Origin of the sequence: Mycobacterium sp. SP-6446 (genome assembly GCF_001954045.1) — a bacterium.
Classification (GTDB): Bacteria; Actinomycetota; Actinomycetes; order Mycobacteriales; family Mycobacteriaceae; genus Mycobacterium.
Genome location: NZ_MBEM01000223.1, coordinates 34,559 through 53,616 on the forward strand (window position 1 = coordinate 34,559; position 19,058 = coordinate 53,616).

Genomic DNA, 19,058 nt, shown 5'->3' on the forward strand with positions numbered 1-19,058 from the left:
GTGACACACCCGCTTCTCGGGTAGCCGGCCGCGGCGTGGCCCGGGCTTCTCGGCGCATGCCAGACTCGAGGCATGTCGGGCGGCTCAGGAAGGCTAGTCATCACCGGTGCCGGGGGGCAGCTCGGCAGCCGCCTGGCGGCCCGGGCCGCCGCCCAGGGCCGCGACGTGCTGGCGCTGAGCTCGTCGCAATGGGACATCACCGACCCGGCCGCGGCCGAGCGGATCGTGCGGGACGGCGACGTCGTGCTGAACTGCGCGGCGTACACCGACGTCGACGGTGCCGAGAGCGCCGAGGCGGCCGCGTACGCGGTCAACGCCACCGGCCCGGAACACATCGCCCGGGCCTGCGCGGGCGCCGGCGCCCGACTGATCCACGTCTCCACCGACTTCGTGTTCAACGCCGACCTCGGCCCTGAGGGCGCCGCATCCCGCCCCTTCGAACCCGGCGACGACACCGCGCCGCAGGGCGTATACGCCCGCACCAAGCTCGCCGGGGAACGCGCCGTGCTGGCGGCACTGCCCGACGCGGTCGTGGTGCGCACCGCCTGGGTGTACACCGGCGGCACCGGCCGGGACTTCGTCGCCGTCATGCGCCGGCTGGCCGCCGGGGACGGCCCCGTCGACGTGGTCGACGACCAGGTCGGCTCGCCCACCTACGTCGGCGACCTGGCCGACGCGCTGCTGCAGATCGCCGACGACCGCGTGCCCGGCCCCGTCCTGCACGCCGCCAACGAGGGCGCGGTCTCGCGATTCGAGCTGGCCCGCGCGGTCTTCGAGGAATGCGGCGCCGATCCGGCGCGGGTGCGCCCGGTCAGCAGCGCACACTTTCCACGGCCGGCGCCGCGGCCGAGCTATTCGGCCCTGTCGAGCCGGCAGTCGGCGGCGGCGGGCCTGCGGCCGCTAAGGCACTGGCGTGCAGCGCTTGTCGCGGCGCTGGCGGCCTCGGGCCAGGGATCGACCGATACGCTCTACGCGTGACTGACGTCCTGCCGGTCGTGACGGTGACCTACTCGCCGGGCCCGCACCTGGAGCGGTTCCTGGCCTCGTTGTCGTTGGCCACCGAGCGTCCGGTCAGCGTGGTGCTGGCCGACAACGGCTCCACCGACGGAACGCCGCAGGCCGCCGTCGAGCGCTATCCCAACGTCCGGCTGTTCGATACGGGCGCCAACCTCGGCTACGGGACCGCGATCAATCGCGCCGTCGCCCACCTCGACGAGGTCGGCCAGCCGTGGGTCGACGACTGGGTGATCGTGGCCAACCCCGACGTGCAGTGGGGTCCGGGCAGCATCGACGCGCTGCTGGACGCCGCGACCCGCTGGCCGCGCGCGGGCGCGCTGGGTCCGCTCATTCGGGATCCGGACGGCTCGGTGTATCCGTCGGCGCGGCATCTGCCCAGCCTGATCCGTGGCGGCATGCACGCCGTGGTCGGGCCGTTCTGGAAGCGCAACCCGTGGACGGCCGCATACCGCCAGGAGCGGCTCGAGCCCAGCGAACGGCCAGTGGGCTGGCTGTCGGGCTCGTGCCTGCTGGTGCGCCGGTCGGCGTTCAGCAGCGTCGGCGGCTTCGACGAGCGCTACTTCATGTATATGGAGGACGTCGACCTCGGCGACCGGCTCGGCAAGGCGGGCTGGTCGAGCGTCTACGTCCCGTCGGCGGAAGTCCTGCACCATCGCGGCCACTCCACCGGGCATGACCCGGCCAGCCACCTCGCGGCCCACCACAAGAGCACCTACCTTTTTCTCGCCGACCGACACGCGGGTTGGTTGCGCGCGCCCCTGCGCTGGACATTGCGGGGATCGCTCGCGGTTCGTTCTCGTCTGATGGTGCGCAGTTCACGGCGCACGTCCCGCAGGCAGCGACTGGCAGAAGGGCGGCACTGAGTTGGCTAACCCGTTGGCAGGCAATCAAATCGACGCGGTGGTGCTGGTCGGCGGCAAGGGCACCCGGCTGCGGCCGCTGACCCTGTCGGCGCCTAAGCCGATGCTGCCGACCGCGGGGGTGCCGTTCCTCACCCACCTGTTGTCGCGGATCGCAGCGGCGGGCATCGAGCACGTCATCCTGGGCACGTCGTATCAGGCCGCGGTGTTCGAGGCCGAGTTCGGCGACGGCTCCAAGCTGGGCCTGCAGATCGACTACGTGACCGAGGAGCGCCCCCTGGGCACCGGCGGCGCGATCGCCAACATCGCCGGCCAGCTGCGGCACGACACCGTGATGGTGTTCAACGGCGACGTGCTCTCCGGCGCCGACCTGGGCCAGCTGCTGGATTTCCACCGGACCAACTCCGCCGACGTCAGCCTGCACCTGGTGCGGGTGGGCGACCCGCGGGCCTACGGCTGTGTGACCACCGACGAGCGGAACCGGGTCGTCGCTTTTGTCGAGAAGTCGGAGGATCCGCCGACCGATCAGATCAGCGCGGGCACCTATGTGTTCGAACGCCACATCATCGACCGGATTCCGCGCGGCCGCGAGGTTTCGGTCGAACGCGAGGTGTTCCCCTCGCTGCTGGCCGACCCGGACGTCAAGGTGTGCGGCTACGTCGACGCCACGTACTGGCGCGACATGGGCACCCCGGAAGACTTCGTGCGCGGATCGTCGGATCTGGTGCGCGGCATCGCCCCGTCGCCGGCCCTGCACGGCCACCGCGGCGAGCAGTTGGTGCACGACGGCGCGGCGGTGTCGCCCGGCGCGCTGTTGATCGGCGGCACCGTCGTCGGCCGTGGCGCCGAGATCGGCCCGGGTGTGCGGCTGGACGGCGCGGTGATCTTCGACGGCGTCAAGGTCGAGGCGGGCAGCGTGATCGAGCGTTCGATCCTCGGCTTCGGTGTTCGCGTCGGTCCGCGGGCGCTGATCCGCGACGGCGTGATCGGCGACGGCGCCGACATCGGCGCGCGCTGCGAGTTGCTGCGCGGCGCCCGGGTCTGGCCGGGCATCTCCATTCCCGACGGCGGCATTCGCTACTCGTCCGACGTCTAGGTTTCCCTTGTGCGCCGAACGTGCGTCTGGCCGCACGCTCGGCGTCGAATGTGCGGCTAGCCGCACGCTGGGCGGTTAATGAGTCGCGCGGGCGACGAGGTAGGCCAGCGCGTGGTCGGTACCGTCCGGCAACGCGTCGGCGGGCCACCACTGCAGGTCGTCCGACTCCTCGCTGATCGCGATCTGCGCGCCGGGCGGCGCTTGCGCGACGAATTGCAGGTCGAGGTGCCGCGTCGGCACGCCCAGCGAGCACACCACGGGGTGCACATGCACCGCGGCCAGCTCGGGCGCGATGCGCAGGCCGGCGATGCCCGATTCCTCGGTGGCCTCGCGCAGCGCCGCGGACACGATGTCGGGGTCCTCCTCGTCGCAGTGCCCGCCGAGTTGCACCCAGCGGCCGACGCGGGGGTGCAGGGTCAACAGCACCCGGGTGCCGCTGTCGTCGAGGACCAACGTCGACGCGGTGACGTGTCCGGGCACGCACTCCCGACGGCAGGCGTCGGCATGGCCGTGCACGAACGCCAGCACGGCGTGCCGCAACGAGTCCTGTCCCGGATCGGGCGCCCGCCACTCGGTGAGAATCGAGAGCGCGGAGTCCCGAACGCTCACCGGGAGCCTCGCTTGCTCCGGCGAGCGCGCAGCGCCGCCCATGCCGACCGGCACTGCGCCACCACATCCGGCGACCAGCCGAGCCCGTCGATCAGGACTCGACGGTCCACCAGGTCGAGTGCCTTGTCGATCTCGTTGGCCTTCAACAAAAGGTCGACGTCGCAGGCGAGTTCGGCGCCGGCGTAGGCCGGCGGGGGAATGGGCAGCTGCTCGGCTTCCCGCGGCTCCAACTCCAAAATCCCTCCGCCGTAGCTGCGGCCCATGATCTCGGCGAAGGCAAACGTCGCGCTGTTGTGGAACACGGCGGCAACCGCGCACGCGTCTATCTGGGAGTGGACGTGTGGGGCGAGCCGGAGCCGATGCACGGTGTCGGTGCTCGTCGCCGCGACGGCGTTGACGGTCAGCCGTGGCGCGCTGTGGATCTGGCGCAGCATGAAGAGGTCGGGAATCCACAACGACGGCGTGCCCCACCAGGGCGTGCGGATCGAGCACTTGTAGCCGCGGTGCACGCCGGCCGCCTCACCCGCGGCGATGTGCGCGAGCAGGGCGGGATCGCTCGGATCGCGGGGAGCGTCGAGCAACCAGGTCCGGTGTCCGGCCGCGAGATCGCTTGCGCGGCAGTCGGTGTCGTATACCAGGCCGGTGAGCTGCGCGCTGCGCGAAACGAGCGGGACGCAGTGCGGGGTGAGTGCGAGTTCGCGGGCTTGCGCATCGGTGAGGGTGAAGAAGCTGTTGCGCCCGGTCACGACGCCGACGTCCACGTCGGCCACAGAGCCGAGCCGGGTCAGGGTGTCGGATCCCTTGAGCGTGCGCAGCAGCCGGATCGCCGCGGGGTCCAGAAAATACTTGGTCCACTTCTCCTTTTCGTGCAACAGCGCCGGGGCCGACTCGACGTCAAGCTCGGCATCGGCCAGGGCTTCGGCGTCTCTGAGATGGACCGTGCGTATCCGCGCCGGCCCGGAACCGACGACGCCGCAGAACAATACGACCTCCTGCAGGATCCCGTCGAACACCAACCGCTCGAATGTCAGCAGCGTGATCGCAGAGAACCGGCTCAGCAGAAAGTCGCGCAACTGCGCGGCGTAGCCGACTTGAAGCAACTCGGCGGGAAGGACGAGGCCCACGCGCCCGCCGTCGCGCACCAGCACGGTGGCGGCGACGACGAAGGGCACCCAGGCGTTGGTCAACCTGCTGGGGCGCAGGCGCTCGCGCCGCATGAGCTCCAGAGCCGGCTCCCGCTGATCGGATGCCCAGTTGCCGAACCGGATGTAGGGCGGGTTTCCCGCGACCCCGTCCCAGTCGGCGGCCTCGGTATTCGCGAGCCAGGTGAACAGGTTTTCGGTGTCGACTGGAGCGAACTGCCGCGCCTTGACCGCCTCGCCCGCGACGAGTTCGACGCCCTGTGCCCGGGCGCCGAGCGCGGCGAGCTCGCGCAGGATTCGGCCGTCGCCGCAGGACGGTTCCACGATGCGCGGGCCGGCTTCCCGCACCCAGCGGGCCAGGAACCGGGCCACCGGGGCCGGGGTGTAGTAGCCGCCGCGAACCTTGTCGGCCGAGGCCGCCGCCTTGCCCGCGAACGTCGTCATCGGCCCAGTATCACTTGCGGATCAACAGATCCCCGGCGTCCGGCGCCGCGTCGCGCAATCCGGTCGGCTCCGCGGGGTAGCCGATCGCGATGGCGCCCAACGGCTCCCAATCGGACGGCAGCTCGAGCTCGGCGCGGACCAGGTCGGCGGCGAAGATCGTCGAGCCGATCCAGCAGCTGCCCAGCCCGCGCACCGCCAGCGCGACCAGCAGCGCCTGCACGGCCGCGCCGACGGCGACCGTGAACATCGTGTGCTCGGCGCCGGTGCGGTTGGCATCGGGATAGCTGTGCGCGCCGTCGGGGACCAACATCGGGATGACGACCTCGGGTGCGTCGTAAAGGATCTGGCCGCGGGCAACCCGGCGTTCGATCGAGTCCGCGGGCCGGCCGTCGCCGGCAAGGTCGGCGCGCCACTTGTCCTTCATCCGGTCCAATAGCCGGGCCCGGGTGGCCGGAGTCCGCAGCCACACGAACCGCACCGGGCGGGTGTGGTGGGGGGCCGGCGCGGTGAGGGCCTCGGCGACGGCGGCCTCCACCAGGTTTGGCGGCACCGGCTCGCCGCTGAACCGGCGCACCGATCGGCGCAACAGTTGGGCCTGCCGACGACCCAACTCGATCGCTTCGGCGGTACCGAGCCAGAACAGGTCTTCCTCGCCGGGGCGCAGCAGCTGCCGGGCGGTGGTGCCGTCGTCGGACACGACGCGCTTGGGTAGCCCGCGCACCACGGCCACCGGAACGGCGGTCAGTTTGCCCTTGACCAGGTCGGCGGCGGCCGCGATCTCGTCGGCGATCGCGATCTCGGTGACGATCAGTTCGTTGCCGTGCTGGTCGACGGCCCCCGAATAGCCGTGCAGCACAGTCAGACCCGCCGCGCCGACGGCCGCATCGGTCTGACCGTTGCGCCAGGCGCGGCCCATCGTGTCGGTGATGACCACGGCGACGTCGACGCCGAGCCGCTCGCGCAGGCCGGCGCGCAGCGCGGCAGCGCTGGCGTCGGGGTCGACGGGCAGCAGCGCGAGCTCGTCGCCGCCGACGTTGGAACCGTCCACGCCCGCGGCGGCCTGCACCAGCCCGAGCCGGTTCTCGGTGATCAGGGTCCGGCCCTTGCGTGCGAGCACGCGGACCGCCTCGTCGTCGACCAGCTTGCGCCGCAGCCGATCGCGCTCCTCGGCGTCCCGCGGCGCCTGCACCAGCCGGCCCTCGCACTTGGACACGACCTTGCTGGTGACCACCGCGACGTCGCCGTCGCGCAGCCAGGGCGCCGCGGCGGCCAGCGCCGCGCTCAGGTCGTCGCCGGGCCGGAACTCGGGGAGCCCGGGCACGGGCAGGATCTCGATCGCCGCGGCGGTGCCATGCTCTTTTGAACGGTCGGTCACGCCGTCACGCCCGCAAGGTCCAGCCCGGCGCCGACCATTTCGGCCGTCGCCTGCGGGTCGGTCATCAACAGCGGCACCGAGCGCACCGCGATCCCCTCGATGTCGGCCTGGTCGCCCTCGTGCACCAGCCAGCAATCCAGTATGCCGGTGTCGCGACGCGCCCCGTAGTGCCGGCCGACCGCTTCCGCGGTGGATTCGACCCCGATCACGGAAAGGCACGCATCGGCCATGCCGCGCAACGGCTTTCCGCCGATGATCGGCGAATAGCCGACGACCGGGGCGCTGGCTCCCCGCAGCGCGCCGCGGATGCCCGGGACGGCCAGGATGGCGCCGACGCTGACCACCGGGTTGGACGGCGCCAGCAGGATGACGTCCGCGTCGCCGATGGCGGTGACCGCTTCGGTTGCGGCGCTGGCCTTTTCGGCGCCGACGAAGGCGAAGCTGTGGGTCGGCACCCGCGCCCGGTAGCGCACCCACCACTCCTGGAAGTGGATCGCGCGGCGGCTGCCGTCCGCCGGATCGGTGATCACCACGTGTGTCTCGCAACGGTCGTCGGTGGCCGGCAGCAATCGTGCGCCGGGTTGCCAGCGGTCGCACAGCGCCGTGGTGATCTGCGACAGCGGGTAGCCCGCCTGCAGCATCTGGGTGCGCACCAAGTGGGTGGCAAGATCGCGGTCGCCGAGTTCGAACCAGTCCGGCTGCACGCCATAACGCGCCAATTCCTCTTTGGCATGCCAGGTTTCGTCGCGGTGACCCCAACCCCGTTGTGGATCGACGCCTCCACCTAAGGTATACATGCAGGTGTCCAAATCCGGGCAGACACGTAAGCCATGGATCCACGCGTCATCACCGATGTTGACGATCGCGGTTAGCTCGTGGCTGGTGGTTTCAGCATCGGGGCGCTGTTGCGCCGCGAACTGACCCAGGCCGAGCAGCTGCTGGACGCCAAGCAGGAACCGGGCGCCACCGACCCCACCGACCAGCACGGTGACCTTCACACCGCACGACAGTACCGGCCGGCGACGCACGGCATGCCGGCCACCAAGTGGGCCATAAAAGCCCATTTCGACCAGCACAATTGGGAAACTTGGGACAGTTGTGACCGACACGCCGAGCGTCAATAACAACAGAAACGCCGAAATTTGATCACGAGATGATATGGAAATGCGCCGAAGTGCTTGACCGGGCAGCTCAACCCGTGTCTAATCACATCAGTGTCATTTCCCGGTTGGCCGGCCGGTTCCGGTGTCGCAGACCGAGATTCGATCACTTGTTCGAATTGTCTGTACATCAGAACAGTGGCAACAAATCACTCTCTCAAAATCAACCTGAGGAGGCGGACGACGCATGTCTTATGAACACCTTCGGGGCGTTATGACAAGCACACCGCACACCACCATTGGTGCGACGCCGGCGCCAATTGCGCGTCCGCACCTGACCGTGGTTCCCGATGCCCCAGTGGCATTCGAACCCGAGCCCCTGCCGCCGACCGCCGATCAATGGCAGGACCGCGCGCTGTGCGCGCAAACCGATCCAGAGGCCTTCTTTCCCGAGAAGGGTGGTTCCACCCGCGAGGCCAAGAAGATCTGCCTGGGTTGCGAGGTGCGTCATGAGTGCCTGGAATACGCCCTGGCGCATGACGAACGCTTCGGCATCTGGGGTGGTCTGTCCGAGCGCGAGCGCCGTCGCCTCAAGCGCGGCATCATCTGACCCGCTTCAGACCCGCCCCAAATCTGACCCCGCCCAGCGTCATTCGTCGTCGATCGTCGGGTCGATGACCGAGGGTTCCACGTCCAGATAGATGGCCACCTGAGCAACCAGGATTTCGTGCAGCAACTCGCCAAGTTCGACGGTGTCCTTCGCCCGTCTCTCGATCGGCTTGCGGAACAACACAATTCGCGCGCGTGTCGCATTGCCGCGGACGTCGACGCCCGCCGGTATCAAGCGGGCCAGTGCGATCGGCCCATCGGCGATGACCTCGGGCGGCCACTGCACACTCTCCGGGTCCTTGGCGGTGATACGCGGGATCTCATCGACGGCCACGTCGAGCTCCGACACCCGGTCTTGCCAGCGCCGCTCGATGGGTTCGTATGCCTCGAGCACCGCCATGTCGAACCGCTCGGCGCGGCTGCGCCATCCCGGTACCGTCGGCGGCAACAGCGGACCGCGCATATCGCGGCCCCGCCGCGTGGCCCGGTGTGCAGCCGAGCGGCCCCCCGACGGGCCCTGAGACCAGCCACCGCGCGGGGAGCTGCGCGAATCGCCGCGGGAATCATTCACTGGGCCCGATGGTAACGGTTGAACATCGGGGGTCGAACGGTTGCGCGTGTCCGGCGCTTCCGCGGCGTTTGTCCACGATAGCCTTTCGTCGTGAACGTTCCCCGTCGCTGTTGCCGGCCCGGGTGTCCGCACTATGCCGTGGCGACCTTGACGTTCGTCTACTCGGACTCGACGGCAGTGGTAGGCCCGCTCGCCACCGCGCGCGAACCGCATTCCTGGGATCTGTGCGTCGGCCATGCCGGCCGGATCACCGCGCCGCGCGGCTGGGAACTGGTGCGCCACGCCGGCCCGCTGCCCAATCCCGATGAGGACGACCTGGTGGCGCTGGCGGACGCGGTGCGCGAGGTCCCGGGCGGTGGCGGGGTGCCCTATGGCGGCGCAACCGCGATGAACGGCTTCTCCGCCGACCCGGCTCTGCGCCCCGCCGGGGCCCATGCCACCGCGCCCAGCGGCGGTCTGCTCGCGCCGCCCGAGCAGCGTTCCGGACGCCGCCGCGGGCATCTGCGCGTGCTGCCCGACCCCAGTGACTAGCCGCGATTAACACCGGCGACTAGCACCGCGCACCGTTTGGACCCGTAACCTTGGCGGGCCGATAGGCTGGCTGCCAAGAGTCCAAGAAGAGTCCAAGCAAGTAGTCGTCAGGAGCCTCCGCATGTCCCGGCCCGCCGCGGCTATCCGCCGTGTCATCAAGGCTTACGACGTACGCGGGCTGGTGGGCGAGGAGATCGACGATTCGTTGGTCGCCGACGTCGGCGCCGCGTTCGCCAGGTTGATGCGCGCCGACGGGGCGCAGCGGGTGGTCATCGGCCGCGACATGCGGGATAGCTCGCCGTCGCTCGCCGCGGCCTTCGCGGCCGGGGTCAACAGCCAGGGCCTCGACGTCGTGCGCATCGGTTTGTCGTCCACCGATCAGCTCTATTTCGCTTCGGGATTGTTGGACTGCCCCGGCGCGATGTTCACCGCGAGCCACAACCCGGCGGCCTACAACGGCATCAAGCTCTGCCGGGCGGGGGCCAAACCCGTCGGCGCGGACACCGGGCTCCAGGTGATCAGCGGCGAAGTGATCGCCGGAGTACCGACGTATGACGGGCCGCCGGGCGATATCTCCGATCGGGACGTGCTCGCGGACTACGGCGAGTTTTTGCGCTCACTGGTGAACACCTCGGGGCTGCGTCCATTGCGGGTGGCGGTGGACGCCGGCAACGGCATGGCCGGGCACACCGCGCCCGCCGTGCTGGGCGCGATCGACTCGATCACGTTGTTGCCGTTGTACTTCGAGCTCGACGGTTCGTTCCCCAATCACGAGGCCAATCCGCTCGACCCGGCGAACCTGGTGGACCTGCAGCGCTACGTGCGCGAGACCGGCGCCGATATTGGGCTGGCCTTCGATGGCGACGCCGATCGCTGCTTCGTGGTCGACGAACGCGGGATGCCGGTTTCGCCGTCGACGGTGACCAGCCTGGTGGCCGCCCGCGAGCTGGGTCGCGAGATCGGCGCCACCGTTATCCACAACGTGATCACCTCGCGCGCCGTGTCCGAATTGGTCACCGAGCGCGGCGGCACCCCACTGCGCTCGCGGGTCGGGCATTCCTACATCAAAGGATTGATGGCCGAGACCGGCGCGATTTTCGGCGGCGAGCACTCGGCGCACTACTACTTCCGCGACTTCTGGGGCGCCGATTCCGGGATGCTGGCGGCGCTTTACGTGCTGGCCGCCCTCGGCGAGCAGCATCGGCCGCTGTCGGAGTTGACCGCCGACTACCAGCGCTACGAATCGTCGGGCGAGATCAACTTCAAAGTCGACGACGCGTCGCGGTGCGTGGACGCCGTGCTGAAGTCGTTCGGCAGCCGGATTCACTCGATCGACCACCTGGACGGGGTGACCGTGGATTTGGGCGACGGCAGCTGGTTCAACCTGCGCAGCTCCAACACCGAGCCGCTGCTGCGGCTCAACGTGGAGGGCCGCAGCACCGAGGACGTCGACGCGGTGGTTCAACAGGTCAGCGCCGAGATCGCCGCCGAAACCCAAACCCCAGAGGCCGCCCGGTGAACGCCACCGGAGCAATCGATCTCGAGGACACCGACGGCCTGCTCGGCGCCGACCGGGCCGGCCTGCTGCGGGCCGCGTCGTCGGCCGGCGCGCAGGTTCGCGCCGTTGCCGCCGCCGCCGAGGAAGGCGCACTGGATTCGCTGCGCGTCGACGACCGGCCGCGCAGCATCATCTGGGTGGCCGGCCGCGGGACCGCCGAGACCGCGGGGACGCTGCTGGCCGCGACGCAGGGCGGCGCAGCGTCGGCGCCGATCGCGCTCGCCGACGACGCCCCGCCGTGGATCGGCCCGCTCGACGTGCTGATCGTCGCGGGCGACGACCCCGGCGACCCCGCGCTGGTCGGGGCCGCCGCGACCGGGGTGCGCCGCGGCGCGCGGGTCGTCGTGGCGGCGCCGTACGAGGGCCCGCTGCGCGACTCCACGGCCGGGCGCGCCGCGGTGCTTGGGCCGCGCCTGTCGGTTCCCGACGAGTTCGGACTGCCGCGCTACCTGGCCGCCGGCCTGGCCGTGCTGAAATGTGTAGACCCCGCACCCGACATCGATCTGGCGCTGCTCGCCGACGAGCTGGACGCCGAGGCGCTGCGCAACAGTGCAGCCCGCGAGCTATTCACCAACCCGGCCAAGATGATTGCCGCGCGCATCTCCGACGCCCGAGTGGCGCTGGCCGGCGACTGCGCCGCGACGCTGGCGCTGGCCCGCCACGGCAGTTCGGTGCTGTTGCGGATCGCCCACCACGTCACGGCGGCGACCGGGCTTGCGGATGCGGTGGTGGCGCTGCGCGCGAGCTCGGAGTCGGGGTCCGGGTTTGGCGAAGCGCCGTCCGCCGTGGACGCTCTCTTTCATGACGAGCAAATCGACGGACCACTGCCCGAGCGACTCCGGGTGCTCGCGCTCACGTTGGCCGGCGAGCGCACGGTGGTGGCCGCGCGCGTCGCCGGGCTGAACGAGGTCTACCTCATCGCGGCCGAGGATGTGCCCGAAGCGCCCGGGGGTGTGGGCGGGTCCGCCGGTCTGGTCGGGGCGTCCGCTCCGGGTGGTGCCGCACGCACCGAGCAGCAACTGGCAGTATTAGCCGTTCGGCTGGAGATGGCCGCCGTTTACTTGAGACTGGCGCGGGGATAGAAAACAAGTGGAACTGCTTCGCGGGGCGTTACGGACGTACGCATGGGGATCGCGCACCGCCATCGCCGAATTCACCCGGCGTGCGGTGCCGGCCGCGCACCCGGAAGCCGAACTCTGGTTCGGCGCCCACCCGGGCGACCCGGCGTGGCTGGAAACGGAGCAGGGCGAAATCTCGTTGATGGAGGCGCTGGTCGCCGACCCCGAGGGACAGCTCGGTCCATGCTCGCGCGCCCGCTTCGGTGATGTGCTGCCGTTCTTGGTCAAGGTGCTGGCCGCCGACGAGCCGCTGTCCCTGCAGGCCCACCCGAGCGCCGAGCAGGCGGTCGAGGGTTACCTGCGTGAGGAACGGTTGGGAATTCCGGTGTCCTCGCCGGTGCGCAACTATCGCGACACCTCGCACAAGCCCGAGTTGCTGGTGGCGCTGGAGTCGTTCGAGGCGCTGGCCGGATTTCGCCCGGCGTCGCGCACCGTCGAGCTGCTGCGGGCGCTTGCGGTTTCCGACCTCGACCCATACATCGATCTGCTCAACGACCAGTCCGACGCCGACGGGCTGCGCGCGCTGTTCACCACCTGGATCACCGCGCCGCAGCCCGACCTCGACGTGCTGGTGCCCGCCGTGCTGGACGGCGCCATCCAGTACGTCAGCACGGGCGCAACGGAATTCGCCGCCGAGGCCAAGACGGTGCTCGAACTCGGGGAGCGCTATCCGGGCGACGCCGGTGTGCTGGCGGCGCTGCTGCTCAACCGCATCACGCTGGAACCGGGCGAGGCGATCTTCGTGCCGGCCGGCAACCTGCACACCTATCTGCGCGGTTTCGGGGTGGAGGTTATGGCCAACTCCGACAACGTGTTACGCGGTGGGTTGACCCCCAAGCACGTCGATGTGCCCGAACTGCTGCGAGTGCTGGACTTCGCCCCCACCGCCGAAGAGCGGTTGCGAGCGTCGACCCACCGCGAAGGTCTCGGGCTGATCTACGAAACGCCGACCGACGAGTTCGCGGTCGCGCTGTTGGTGCTCGACGGCGAGAACCTCGGCCACGAAGTCGACGCGTCGTGCAGCCACGAAGGGCCGCAGATCCTGTTGTGCAGCGAGGGCTCCACGACGGTGCACGCAAAGTCGGGATCGCTGACGCTGGAACGCGGAATGGCGGCGTGGGTGGCGGCCGACGACGGCCCCATCCGGCTGGTGGCGCGAGAGCCCGCCAAGCTGTTCAGGGCGACCGTGGGGCTGTGACTAGCCCTGATGGTGGCGACCCGCTTCGCCCGGCTCTGCCGCGCTCGCGATCGCCACGGCTTGCCGGCGCTCGCGCAGCCACAGCCGCATGTTGTGCGCCACGGTACGGCCCACGATCCGTGGCGGCGGGATCATATAGAGGCTGTCGAGAAGCGAGAACCGGCGCAAAAACCATTCCGCGAGAACGGGTTCGGTTTCGGCGGCCCCGAGGAATTGGTCGAACAGCGCGCCCGAGGGACGCCACCACCACGGGGCGGGCTCCTTCGTTTCGGCGTGATGGAACGCGACGTCGCCGATGCCGTTCATCGTCCACACCGGGAAGGTGGTCTTGGCCGTGGCCCGGTTGAGTTCCGCGGCCAGTTCGCTGTCCGGGAATTGCAGAGCCCGCCGCAGATGACCGGCCTGCAGTGACGTCATCGTCATCCCCTGCCCGAAGGTGGGGTTGAAGCTGGCGACGGCATCGCCGAACGGGATGATCCCGGCGGGGAAGCGGTCCAGCTTGTCATAGCGGCGCCACCTGCTGGCCGGAAAGGCGTGGAATGCCGGCTCGCCGAGGGGTTCGGCCCGCGCCAGTGCGTCGGTGAAATGGTCCGGCAGCAGTTTGTCCGCGAGCGCCAGCATCTCGGGGAACGTCCGCGGCGGCTTGGCGTCGGCCACGCCGAAGGTGGTGAGCACCCAGGTCCGGTCCTCGTAGCACAGCATCCCGAGCCCCAGCGACTCGTCATGGGAAGCGCCGGCGACGACCACCTTTTCGGCGATCAGGCCGTCGGGGATGCGGAACTGGTGGGTGGCGTAGTTGATGCCGATGTCCACGATTTCCTCGGTGGGCCGCGCATATCCCCACTGCGACAACCACACTGGCAGCCGGGTGCCCCGACCGGCCGCGTCGACCACGAGGTCGGCGCGCACGAACTCCGGCTCGCCCGCCTGGCGGTCGGCGGGGTCCAGCAGCACGCCGGTCACCCGCTGCCGGGCGGGCTCGAACCGCGGCTCGGCCACCGAGCGCCGGACGATCTTGACGTTGTCGAGGTCTTCCACTCGCCTGCGCAACTGCCACTCCAGGTGCGGCCGGCTGGGCACGTACGCGGTGAACTCGTCGCGCAGGGTGCTCCCCGTCCCCAGGACGTGCCCCGCCGCGCCGAGGTAGATGCAGTCCGGGCGGTTCTCCAGCATCGGCACGCCCGCGGCCACCATGTCTTTCAGCAGGCCCGGGAACAGGTTCTCGAACTCGATGGCCCCGCGGGCCATCAGCATGTGCAGGTGCCGGTCCTGGGGCACCGTCGCGCGGTTCGCCGGCACGCTCGGCAGCTCGTCCCGCTCATAAAGGGTGACTGCGCCATAGCAATCCGAGAGAACCCGCGCGGCGCACAGCCCGGCGATGCTCGCCCCGATGACCACCGCGTGGTTCCGCGTGTTTGCTGCGCTGTGGGGCATCCCCGCAGACTACCCACTAGGGTGCGGACCAATGGGTGACGGAAGGGGCGGGCAAATGGCCAATCGGTGGCGCATGAAGTCGGTCGAACAGTCGATCGCCGACACCGACGAGCCGGGCACCCGGCTACGCAAGGACCTGACCTGGTTGGATCTCGCGGTGTTCGGGGTCGCCGTGGTGATCGGCGCGGGCATCTTCACGGTCACCGCGTCGACAGCCGGCGACATTACCGGGCCGGCGATCTGGATCTCGTTTGTGATCGCCGCGGTCGCGTGCGCGCTGGCGGCGTTGTGCTACGCCGAATTCGCGTCGACGCTGCCGGTGGCGGGCAGCGCGTACACCTTCTCCTACGCCACCTTCGGGGAGTTCGTCGCCTGGATTATCGGCTGGAACCTGGTGCTGGAGTTGGCGGTCGGCGCGGCCGTCGTCTCCAAGGGTTGGTCGAGCTACCTGGGCACGGTGTTCGGATTCGCAGGGGGCACAGTGCATTTCGGATCGGTCGACGTCGACTGGGGCGCGCTGGTGATCGTCGGGCTGGTGTCGACCCTGATCGCCTTGGGGACCAAGTTGTCGTCGAGGTTCTCCCAGGTGATCACCGCCATCAAGGTGTCGGTGGTGATCCTGGTCGTGGTGGTCGGCGCCTTCTACATCAAACCGGCGAACTATTCGCCGTTCATTCCGAAGCCGGAAGTCGGAGGCGAAGCGTCGGGCGTCAACCAGTCGGTGTTGTCGCTGCTGACCGGGGCGCACAGCAGTCACTACGGCTGGTTTGGCGTCCTGGCGGGGGCGTCGATCGTGTTCTTCGCGTTCATCGGCTTCGACATCGTCGCGACCATGGCCGAGGAGACCAAGGAACCGCAGCGCAACGTCCCGAAGGGGATCCTGGCGTCGCTGGCGATCGTGACGGTTCTGTATGTCGCGGTCTCGGTGGTGCTTTCCGGAATGGTCTCCTATACCCAGCTCAAGACCGCCACCGGCGGCAAGTCCGCGAACCTGGCTACCGCGTTCACCGCGAACGGGTTGACGTGGACCAGCAAAATCATCTCCGTGGGGGCGTTGGCCGGCCTGACCACCGTCGTGATGGTGCTGATGCTCGGGCAGTGCCGGGTGCTCTTCGCGATGGCGCGCGACGGGCTACTGCCGCGCCCGCTGGCCAAGACCGGTTCGCGCGGAACACCGGTCCGGATCACCGCGCTGGTCGCGGTGGTGGTGGCGGCGACGGCCGCGGTGTTCCCGATCAACAAGCTCGAGGAGATGGTCAACGTCGGGACGCTGTTCGCGTTCGTCCTGGTGTCCGCCGGTGTCATCGTCTTGCGCCGGACCCGGCCGGACCTGCACCGCGGATTCAAGGCCCCGGGCGTGCCGTGGCTTCCGATCGCGTCGATATGCGCCTGCGTGTGGCTGATGGTCAACCTCACCGCGCTCACCTGGGTTCGCTTCGCGGTGTGGCTGGTGATCGGGACCGCGATTTACGTCGGCTACGGCCGCTGGCATTCGGTGCAGGGCCGCCGGGACGTCGAGCAGGCACCAGAGGCAGATGCCTTTACAAAATAGCGCTCTGTGTCTAGACAGGAGACGCAGAGCGGCGTATTGTCCAACTTCAATGTGGCATGACGTGGCATGACTACAAGGAGGTTTGGCATATGACCACACTCAGGCCGGCGAGCGGGCCCGAAGCATCGGCTGACGCGCCCGTTTGGCGGGACAAGAAGCGCCACCTGTGGCTGATGGGACTGATCGCCCCGACCGCGTTGTTGGTGATGCTGCCGATCATCTGGGGGTTGAATCAGCTCGGCTGGCACGCCGCCGCGCAGGCGCCGCTGTGGATCGGGCCGATCCTGCTCTACGTCCTTTTGCCCATCCTCGATCTGCATTTCGGGCCCGACGGCCAGAACCCGCCCGACGAGATGATGGAGCGGCTGGAGAACGACAAGTACTACCGCTACTGCACCTACATCTACATCCCGTTCCAATACCTCAGCGTGGTGCTGGCCGCCTACCTGTTCACCGCGTCGAACCTGCACTGGCTCGGCTTCGACGGCGGACTGGGCTGGGCGGGCAAGATCGGCTTGGCGCTGTCCGTCGGTGTGCTCGGCGGCGTCGGCATCAACACCGCGCATGAGATGGGGCACAAGAAGGACGCGCTGGAGCGATGGCTGTCCAAGATCACCCTGGCGCAGACCTGCTACGGCCACTTCTACATCGAGCACAACCGCGGCCACCACGTGCGCGTCTCCACCCCGGAGGACCCGGCGTCGGCCCGCTTCGGCGAGACGTTCTGGGAGTTCTTGCCGCGCAGCGTCTTTGGCAGTCTGCGCTCCGCCGTTTCCCTCGAGGCGCGACGGATACGACGGCAGGGCTCGAGCCCGTGGAATCCCAAGACGTACCCGTCCAACGACGTGCTGAACGCCTGGGCGATGTCGTTGGTGTTGTGGGGCGCGCTGATCGCGGTGTTCGGGCCGGCGCTGCTCCCGTTCGTCGTCATCCAGGCGGTCTTCGGCTTCAGCCTGCTCGAGAACGTCAACTACCTCGAGCACTACGGGCTGCTGCGGCAACGCAACGCCAACGGCCGCTACGAGCGCTGCGCGCCGGTGCACAGTTGGAACTCCGACCACGTGGTCACCAACCTGTTCCTGTATCACCTGCAGCGGCACAGCGATCACCACGCCAATCCGACGCGGCGATACCAGACGCTGCGCAGCATGGCGGGCTCGCCGAACCTGCCCAGCGGCTATGCGTCGATGATTGGGCTGACCTATTTCCCGCCGCTGTGGCGCAGGGTGATGGATCATCGGGTGCTCGAGCACTACGACGGCGACATCACCCGGGTCAACCTGCAGCCGCGGCTGCGCGCGAAGCTGCTGGCGCGGTACGGCGTCTCCCAAGGGGTCGCGGCATGATCGCCTACCGATGCCCCGGTTGCGACTACACCTACGACGAAGCGAAAGGCGCTCCGCGGGAAGGGTTTCCCCCGGGTACGCCCTTCAGCGACATCCCCGACGACTGGTGCTGCCCCGACTGCGCAGTGCGCGAGAAGGTCGATTTCGAAGAGATAGGAGTGAATCAGTGAGCGACTACAAGCTCTTCATCTGCGTCCAATGCGGATTCGAGTACGACGAGGCCAAGGGCTGGCCGGAGGACGGCATCGCGCCCGGCACCCGATGGGACGACATCCCCGAGGACTGGAGCTGCCCCGACTGCGGTGCCGCGAAGTCCGACTTCGAAATGGTGGAGGTCGCCCGGTCTTGAGCACTATCGTCGCGCCTGTGAAGCGGATGCCGTACGCCGAGGCGTCCCGCGCCCTATTGCGCGACTCGGTGCTGGACGCGATGCGGGAATTGCTGCAGACGCGAGACTGGTCCGCCATCACGCTTTCCGACGTGGCCCGCGCCGCCGGCATCAGCCGGCAGACCATCTACAACGAGTTCGGCTCGCGGCAGGGCCTGGCGCAGGGGTACGCCCTGCGCCTGGCCGATCGCCTGGTCGACGCCGTCCATGCCGCCATCGACGCCAACGTCGGCAACATCTACGAAGCGTTCCTGCAGGGCTTTCGTTCCTTTTTCGCGGAGTCGGCGGCCGACCCGTTGGTGATCTCGTTGCTGACCGGCGTCGCCAAGCCCGACCTGCTGCAGATCATCACCACCGACAGCGCGCCCATCATCACGCGCGCGTCGGCGCGGCTGACCACCGCGCTCACCGAAAGCTGGTTGGCCACCAGTGAAGAGGACGCCGGTGTGTTGGCGCGGGCGATCGTCCGGCTCGCGATGAGCTACGTGTCCATGCCCCCCGAGGCCGACTATGACGTGGCACGGGATCTGGCGCGGCTGATGACGCCCTTCGCGGAGCGTCACGGGGTCGTCAAGGTTCCCTGATCCTTCCCTGATCCCTGGGGCCGCCGCGGCGGCGACTACAGTGGCGGAAGAACATACCTAAGCTAAGTACCGCTTGAATCCGGTGCGCCTTAAGAAGCCCAAGAAGGATGAAACACGCTATGACGACGACCGAAAACGCGCTCACCCCCGACGTTCGCAACGGCATCGAGTTCAAGGTCGCCGATCTGTCGCTGGCGGAGTACGGCCGGCGCGACATCGAGCTCTCCGAGCAGGAGATGCCGGGTTTGATGTCGCTGCGCCGCGAGTACGCCGAAGTGCAACCGCTCAAGGGCGCGCGGATCTCGGGCTCGCTGCACATGACGGTGCAGACGGCCGTGCTGATCGAGACCCTCGTCTCGCTGGGCGCCGAAGTCCGCTGGGCGTCGTGCAACATCTTCTCCACCCAGGACCACGCCGCCGCGGCGATCGTCGTCGGCCCGCACGGCACCCCCGAGGAGCCCAAGGGCGTGCCGGTGTTCGCGTGGAAGGGCGAGACGCTCGAGGAGTACTGGTGGGCCGCCGAGCA

General features: G+C 69.1%; 20 protein-coding genes. 14 read left to right on the top strand and 6 right to left on the bottom strand.

Going from position 1 to position 19,058, the window contains the following annotated elements; genetic code table 11:
- Positions 1 to 72 precede the first annotated feature (72 nt).
- The 3 genes from rfbD to A5736_RS19870 are packed head-to-tail and all read left to right on the top strand — an operon-like array spanning position 73 to position 2,973.
- Complete coding sequence (gene rfbD / locus A5736_RS19860; RefSeq protein WP_139333448.1) at positions 73 to 978, top strand: dTDP-4-dehydrorhamnose reductase; 906 nt, start codon at positions 73 to 75, stop codon at positions 976 to 978.
- Positions 975 to 1,880 (top strand): glycosyltransferase family 2 protein, encoded by a 906-nt coding sequence (locus A5736_RS19865; protein ID WP_076125633.1) that lies wholly within the window; start codon positions 975 to 977, stop codon positions 1,878 to 1,880. The genes rfbD and A5736_RS19865 overlap by 4 nt, the downstream gene beginning before the upstream one ends.
- 13 nt (positions 1,881 to 1,893) lie before the next feature.
- Entirely contained in the window at positions 1,894 to 2,973 is a 1,080-nt protein-coding gene (locus A5736_RS19870) for a sugar phosphate nucleotidyltransferase (protein WP_076125636.1), read from the top strand.
- A gap of 75 nt (positions 2,974 to 3,048) precedes the next feature.
- Here A5736_RS19870 and A5736_RS19875 read toward each other — a convergent pair whose 3' ends face one another.
- The 4 genes from A5736_RS19875 to cofD are packed head-to-tail and all read right to left on the bottom strand — an operon-like array spanning position 3,049 to position 7,541.
- A complete protein-coding gene (locus A5736_RS19875) occupies positions 3,049 to 3,582 on the bottom strand; it encodes an NUDIX hydrolase (RefSeq protein ID WP_175611342.1) in 534 nt (177 codons plus the stop codon).
- Positions 3,579 to 5,168, bottom strand: a complete 1,590-nt coding sequence (locus A5736_RS19880) for a class I SAM-dependent methyltransferase (RefSeq protein WP_076248133.1) — start codon at positions 5,166 to 5,168, stop codon at positions 3,579 to 3,581. The genes A5736_RS19875 and A5736_RS19880 overlap by 4 nt, the downstream gene beginning before the upstream one ends.
- Before the next feature lie 10 nt (positions 5,169 to 5,178).
- Positions 5,179 to 6,543 carry a coenzyme F420-0:L-glutamate ligase gene (locus tag A5736_RS19885; protein ID WP_076248135.1) on the bottom strand — a complete coding sequence of 455 codons (1,365 nt, stop codon included), beginning with the start codon at positions 6,541 to 6,543 and terminating at the stop codon, positions 5,179 to 5,181.
- Positions 6,540 to 7,541, bottom strand: a complete 1,002-nt coding sequence (cofD, locus tag A5736_RS19890; protein WP_076248138.1) for a 2-phospho-L-lactate transferase — start codon at positions 7,539 to 7,541, stop codon at positions 6,540 to 6,542. The genes A5736_RS19885 and cofD overlap by 4 nt, the downstream gene beginning before the upstream one ends.
- Positions 7,542 to 7,917: 376 nt before the next feature.
- Between cofD and A5736_RS19895 the strand changes: the two genes are divergently transcribed.
- Positions 7,918 to 8,253 carry a WhiB family transcriptional regulator gene (locus A5736_RS19895; RefSeq protein WP_076125646.1) on the top strand — a complete coding sequence of 112 codons (336 nt, stop codon included), beginning with the start codon at positions 7,918 to 7,920 and terminating at the stop codon, positions 8,251 to 8,253.
- Positions 8,254 to 8,292: 39 nt separating this feature from the next.
- On the opposite strand, the gene A5736_RS19900 is transcribed toward A5736_RS19895, so the two are convergent.
- Positions 8,293 to 8,715, bottom strand: coding sequence for a metallopeptidase family protein (locus A5736_RS19900; RefSeq protein ID WP_076057693.1), 423 nt, complete (start codon positions 8,713 to 8,715; stop codon positions 8,293 to 8,295).
- Positions 8,716 to 8,913: 198 nt separating this feature from the next.
- Here A5736_RS19900 and A5736_RS19905 point away from each other — a divergent pair, with 198 nt between their 5' ends.
- The 4 genes from A5736_RS19905 (at position 8,914) to manA (ending at position 13,228) form a co-directional block, all read left to right on the top strand.
- A complete protein-coding gene (locus A5736_RS19905; protein ID WP_076248140.1) occupies positions 8,914 to 9,354 on the top strand; it encodes a DUF3499 domain-containing protein in 441 nt (146 codons plus the stop codon).
- 121 nt (positions 9,355 to 9,475) lie between these two features.
- A complete protein-coding gene (locus A5736_RS19910; RefSeq protein ID WP_076248142.1) occupies positions 9,476 to 10,873 on the top strand; it encodes a phosphomannomutase/phosphoglucomutase in 1,398 nt (465 codons plus the stop codon).
- Entirely contained in the window at positions 10,870 to 11,994 is a 1,125-nt protein-coding gene (locus A5736_RS19915; RefSeq protein ID WP_076248144.1) for a TobH protein, read from the top strand. Before A5736_RS19910 ends, A5736_RS19915 begins: the two co-directional genes overlap by 4 nt.
- A 7-nt stretch (positions 11,995 to 12,001) precedes the next feature.
- Entirely contained in the window at positions 12,002 to 13,228 is a 1,227-nt protein-coding gene (gene manA / locus A5736_RS19920; protein WP_076248146.1) for a mannose-6-phosphate isomerase, class I, read from the top strand.
- Here manA and A5736_RS19925 read toward each other — a convergent pair whose 3' ends face one another.
- Positions 13,229 to 14,626: an NAD(P)/FAD-dependent oxidoreductase gene (locus tag A5736_RS19925; RefSeq protein ID WP_139333451.1), complete on the bottom strand. Its 1,398-nt coding sequence runs from the start codon at positions 14,624 to 14,626 to the stop codon at positions 13,229 to 13,231.
- A gap of 91 nt (positions 14,627 to 14,717) precedes the next feature.
- Here A5736_RS19925 and A5736_RS19930 point away from each other — a divergent pair, with 91 nt between their 5' ends.
- The 6 genes from A5736_RS19930 to A5736_RS19955 form a co-directional block, all read left to right on the top strand.
- Positions 14,718 to 16,214: an APC family permease gene (locus A5736_RS19930; RefSeq protein WP_076248150.1), complete on the top strand. Its 1,497-nt coding sequence runs from the start codon at positions 14,718 to 14,720 to the stop codon at positions 16,212 to 16,214.
- 89 nt (positions 16,215 to 16,303) lie between these two features.
- Positions 16,304 to 17,560 (top strand): alkane 1-monooxygenase, encoded by a 1,257-nt coding sequence (locus A5736_RS19935; protein ID WP_076248163.1) that lies wholly within the window; start codon positions 16,304 to 16,306, stop codon positions 17,558 to 17,560.
- On the top strand, positions 17,557 to 17,730 hold the full coding sequence (locus A5736_RS19940) for a rubredoxin (protein ID WP_076248152.1): 174 nt from the start codon (positions 17,557 to 17,559) through the stop codon (positions 17,728 to 17,730). The genes A5736_RS19935 and A5736_RS19940 overlap by 4 nt, the downstream gene beginning before the upstream one ends.
- Positions 17,727 to 17,909, top strand: a complete 183-nt coding sequence (locus A5736_RS19945; protein WP_076057702.1) for a rubredoxin — start codon at positions 17,727 to 17,729, stop codon at positions 17,907 to 17,909. Before A5736_RS19940 ends, A5736_RS19945 begins: the two co-directional genes overlap by 4 nt.
- Positions 17,910 to 17,935: 26 nt before the next feature.
- Positions 17,936 to 18,532 carry a TetR family transcriptional regulator gene (locus tag A5736_RS19950; protein WP_139333452.1) on the top strand — a complete coding sequence of 199 codons (597 nt, stop codon included), beginning with the start codon at positions 17,936 to 17,938 and terminating at the stop codon, positions 18,530 to 18,532.
- A gap of 119 nt (positions 18,533 to 18,651) precedes the next feature.
- Positions 18,652 to 19,058 (top strand): adenosylhomocysteinase (locus A5736_RS19955; protein ID WP_139333449.1); only part of this gene is annotated, 407 nt, incomplete at its 3' end.

Excerpts from the sequence above, each read along its gene's own strand:
- rfbD (WP_139333448.1), top strand. The coding sequence starts at position 73 with ATGTCGGGCGGCTCAGGAAGGCTAGTCATCACCGGTGCCGGGGGGCAG.
- A5736_RS19880 (WP_076248133.1), bottom strand. The coding sequence starts at position 5,168 with ATGACGACGTTCGCGGGCAAGGCGGCGGCCTCGGCCGACAAGGTTCGC.
- A5736_RS19895 (WP_076125646.1), top strand. The coding sequence starts at position 7,918 with ATGACAAGCACACCGCACACCACCATTGGTGCGACGCCGGCGCCAATT.
- A5736_RS19900 (WP_076057693.1), bottom strand. The coding sequence starts at position 8,715 with ATGCGCGGTCCGCTGTTGCCGCCGACGGTACCGGGATGGCGCAGCCGC.
- A5736_RS19910 (WP_076248142.1), top strand. The coding sequence starts at position 9,476 with ATGTCCCGGCCCGCCGCGGCTATCCGCCGTGTCATCAAGGCTTACGAC.
- A5736_RS19930 (WP_076248150.1), top strand. The coding sequence starts at position 14,718 with ATGGCCAATCGGTGGCGCATGAAGTCGGTCGAACAGTCGATCGCCGAC.
- A5736_RS19935 (WP_076248163.1), top strand. The coding sequence starts at position 16,304 with ATGACCACACTCAGGCCGGCGAGCGGGCCCGAAGCATCGGCTGACGCG.
- A5736_RS19940 (WP_076248152.1), top strand. The coding sequence starts at position 17,557 with ATGATCGCCTACCGATGCCCCGGTTGCGACTACACCTACGACGAAGCG.
- A5736_RS19950 (WP_139333452.1), top strand. The coding sequence starts at position 17,936 with ATGCCGTACGCCGAGGCGTCCCGCGCCCTATTGCGCGACTCGGTGCTG.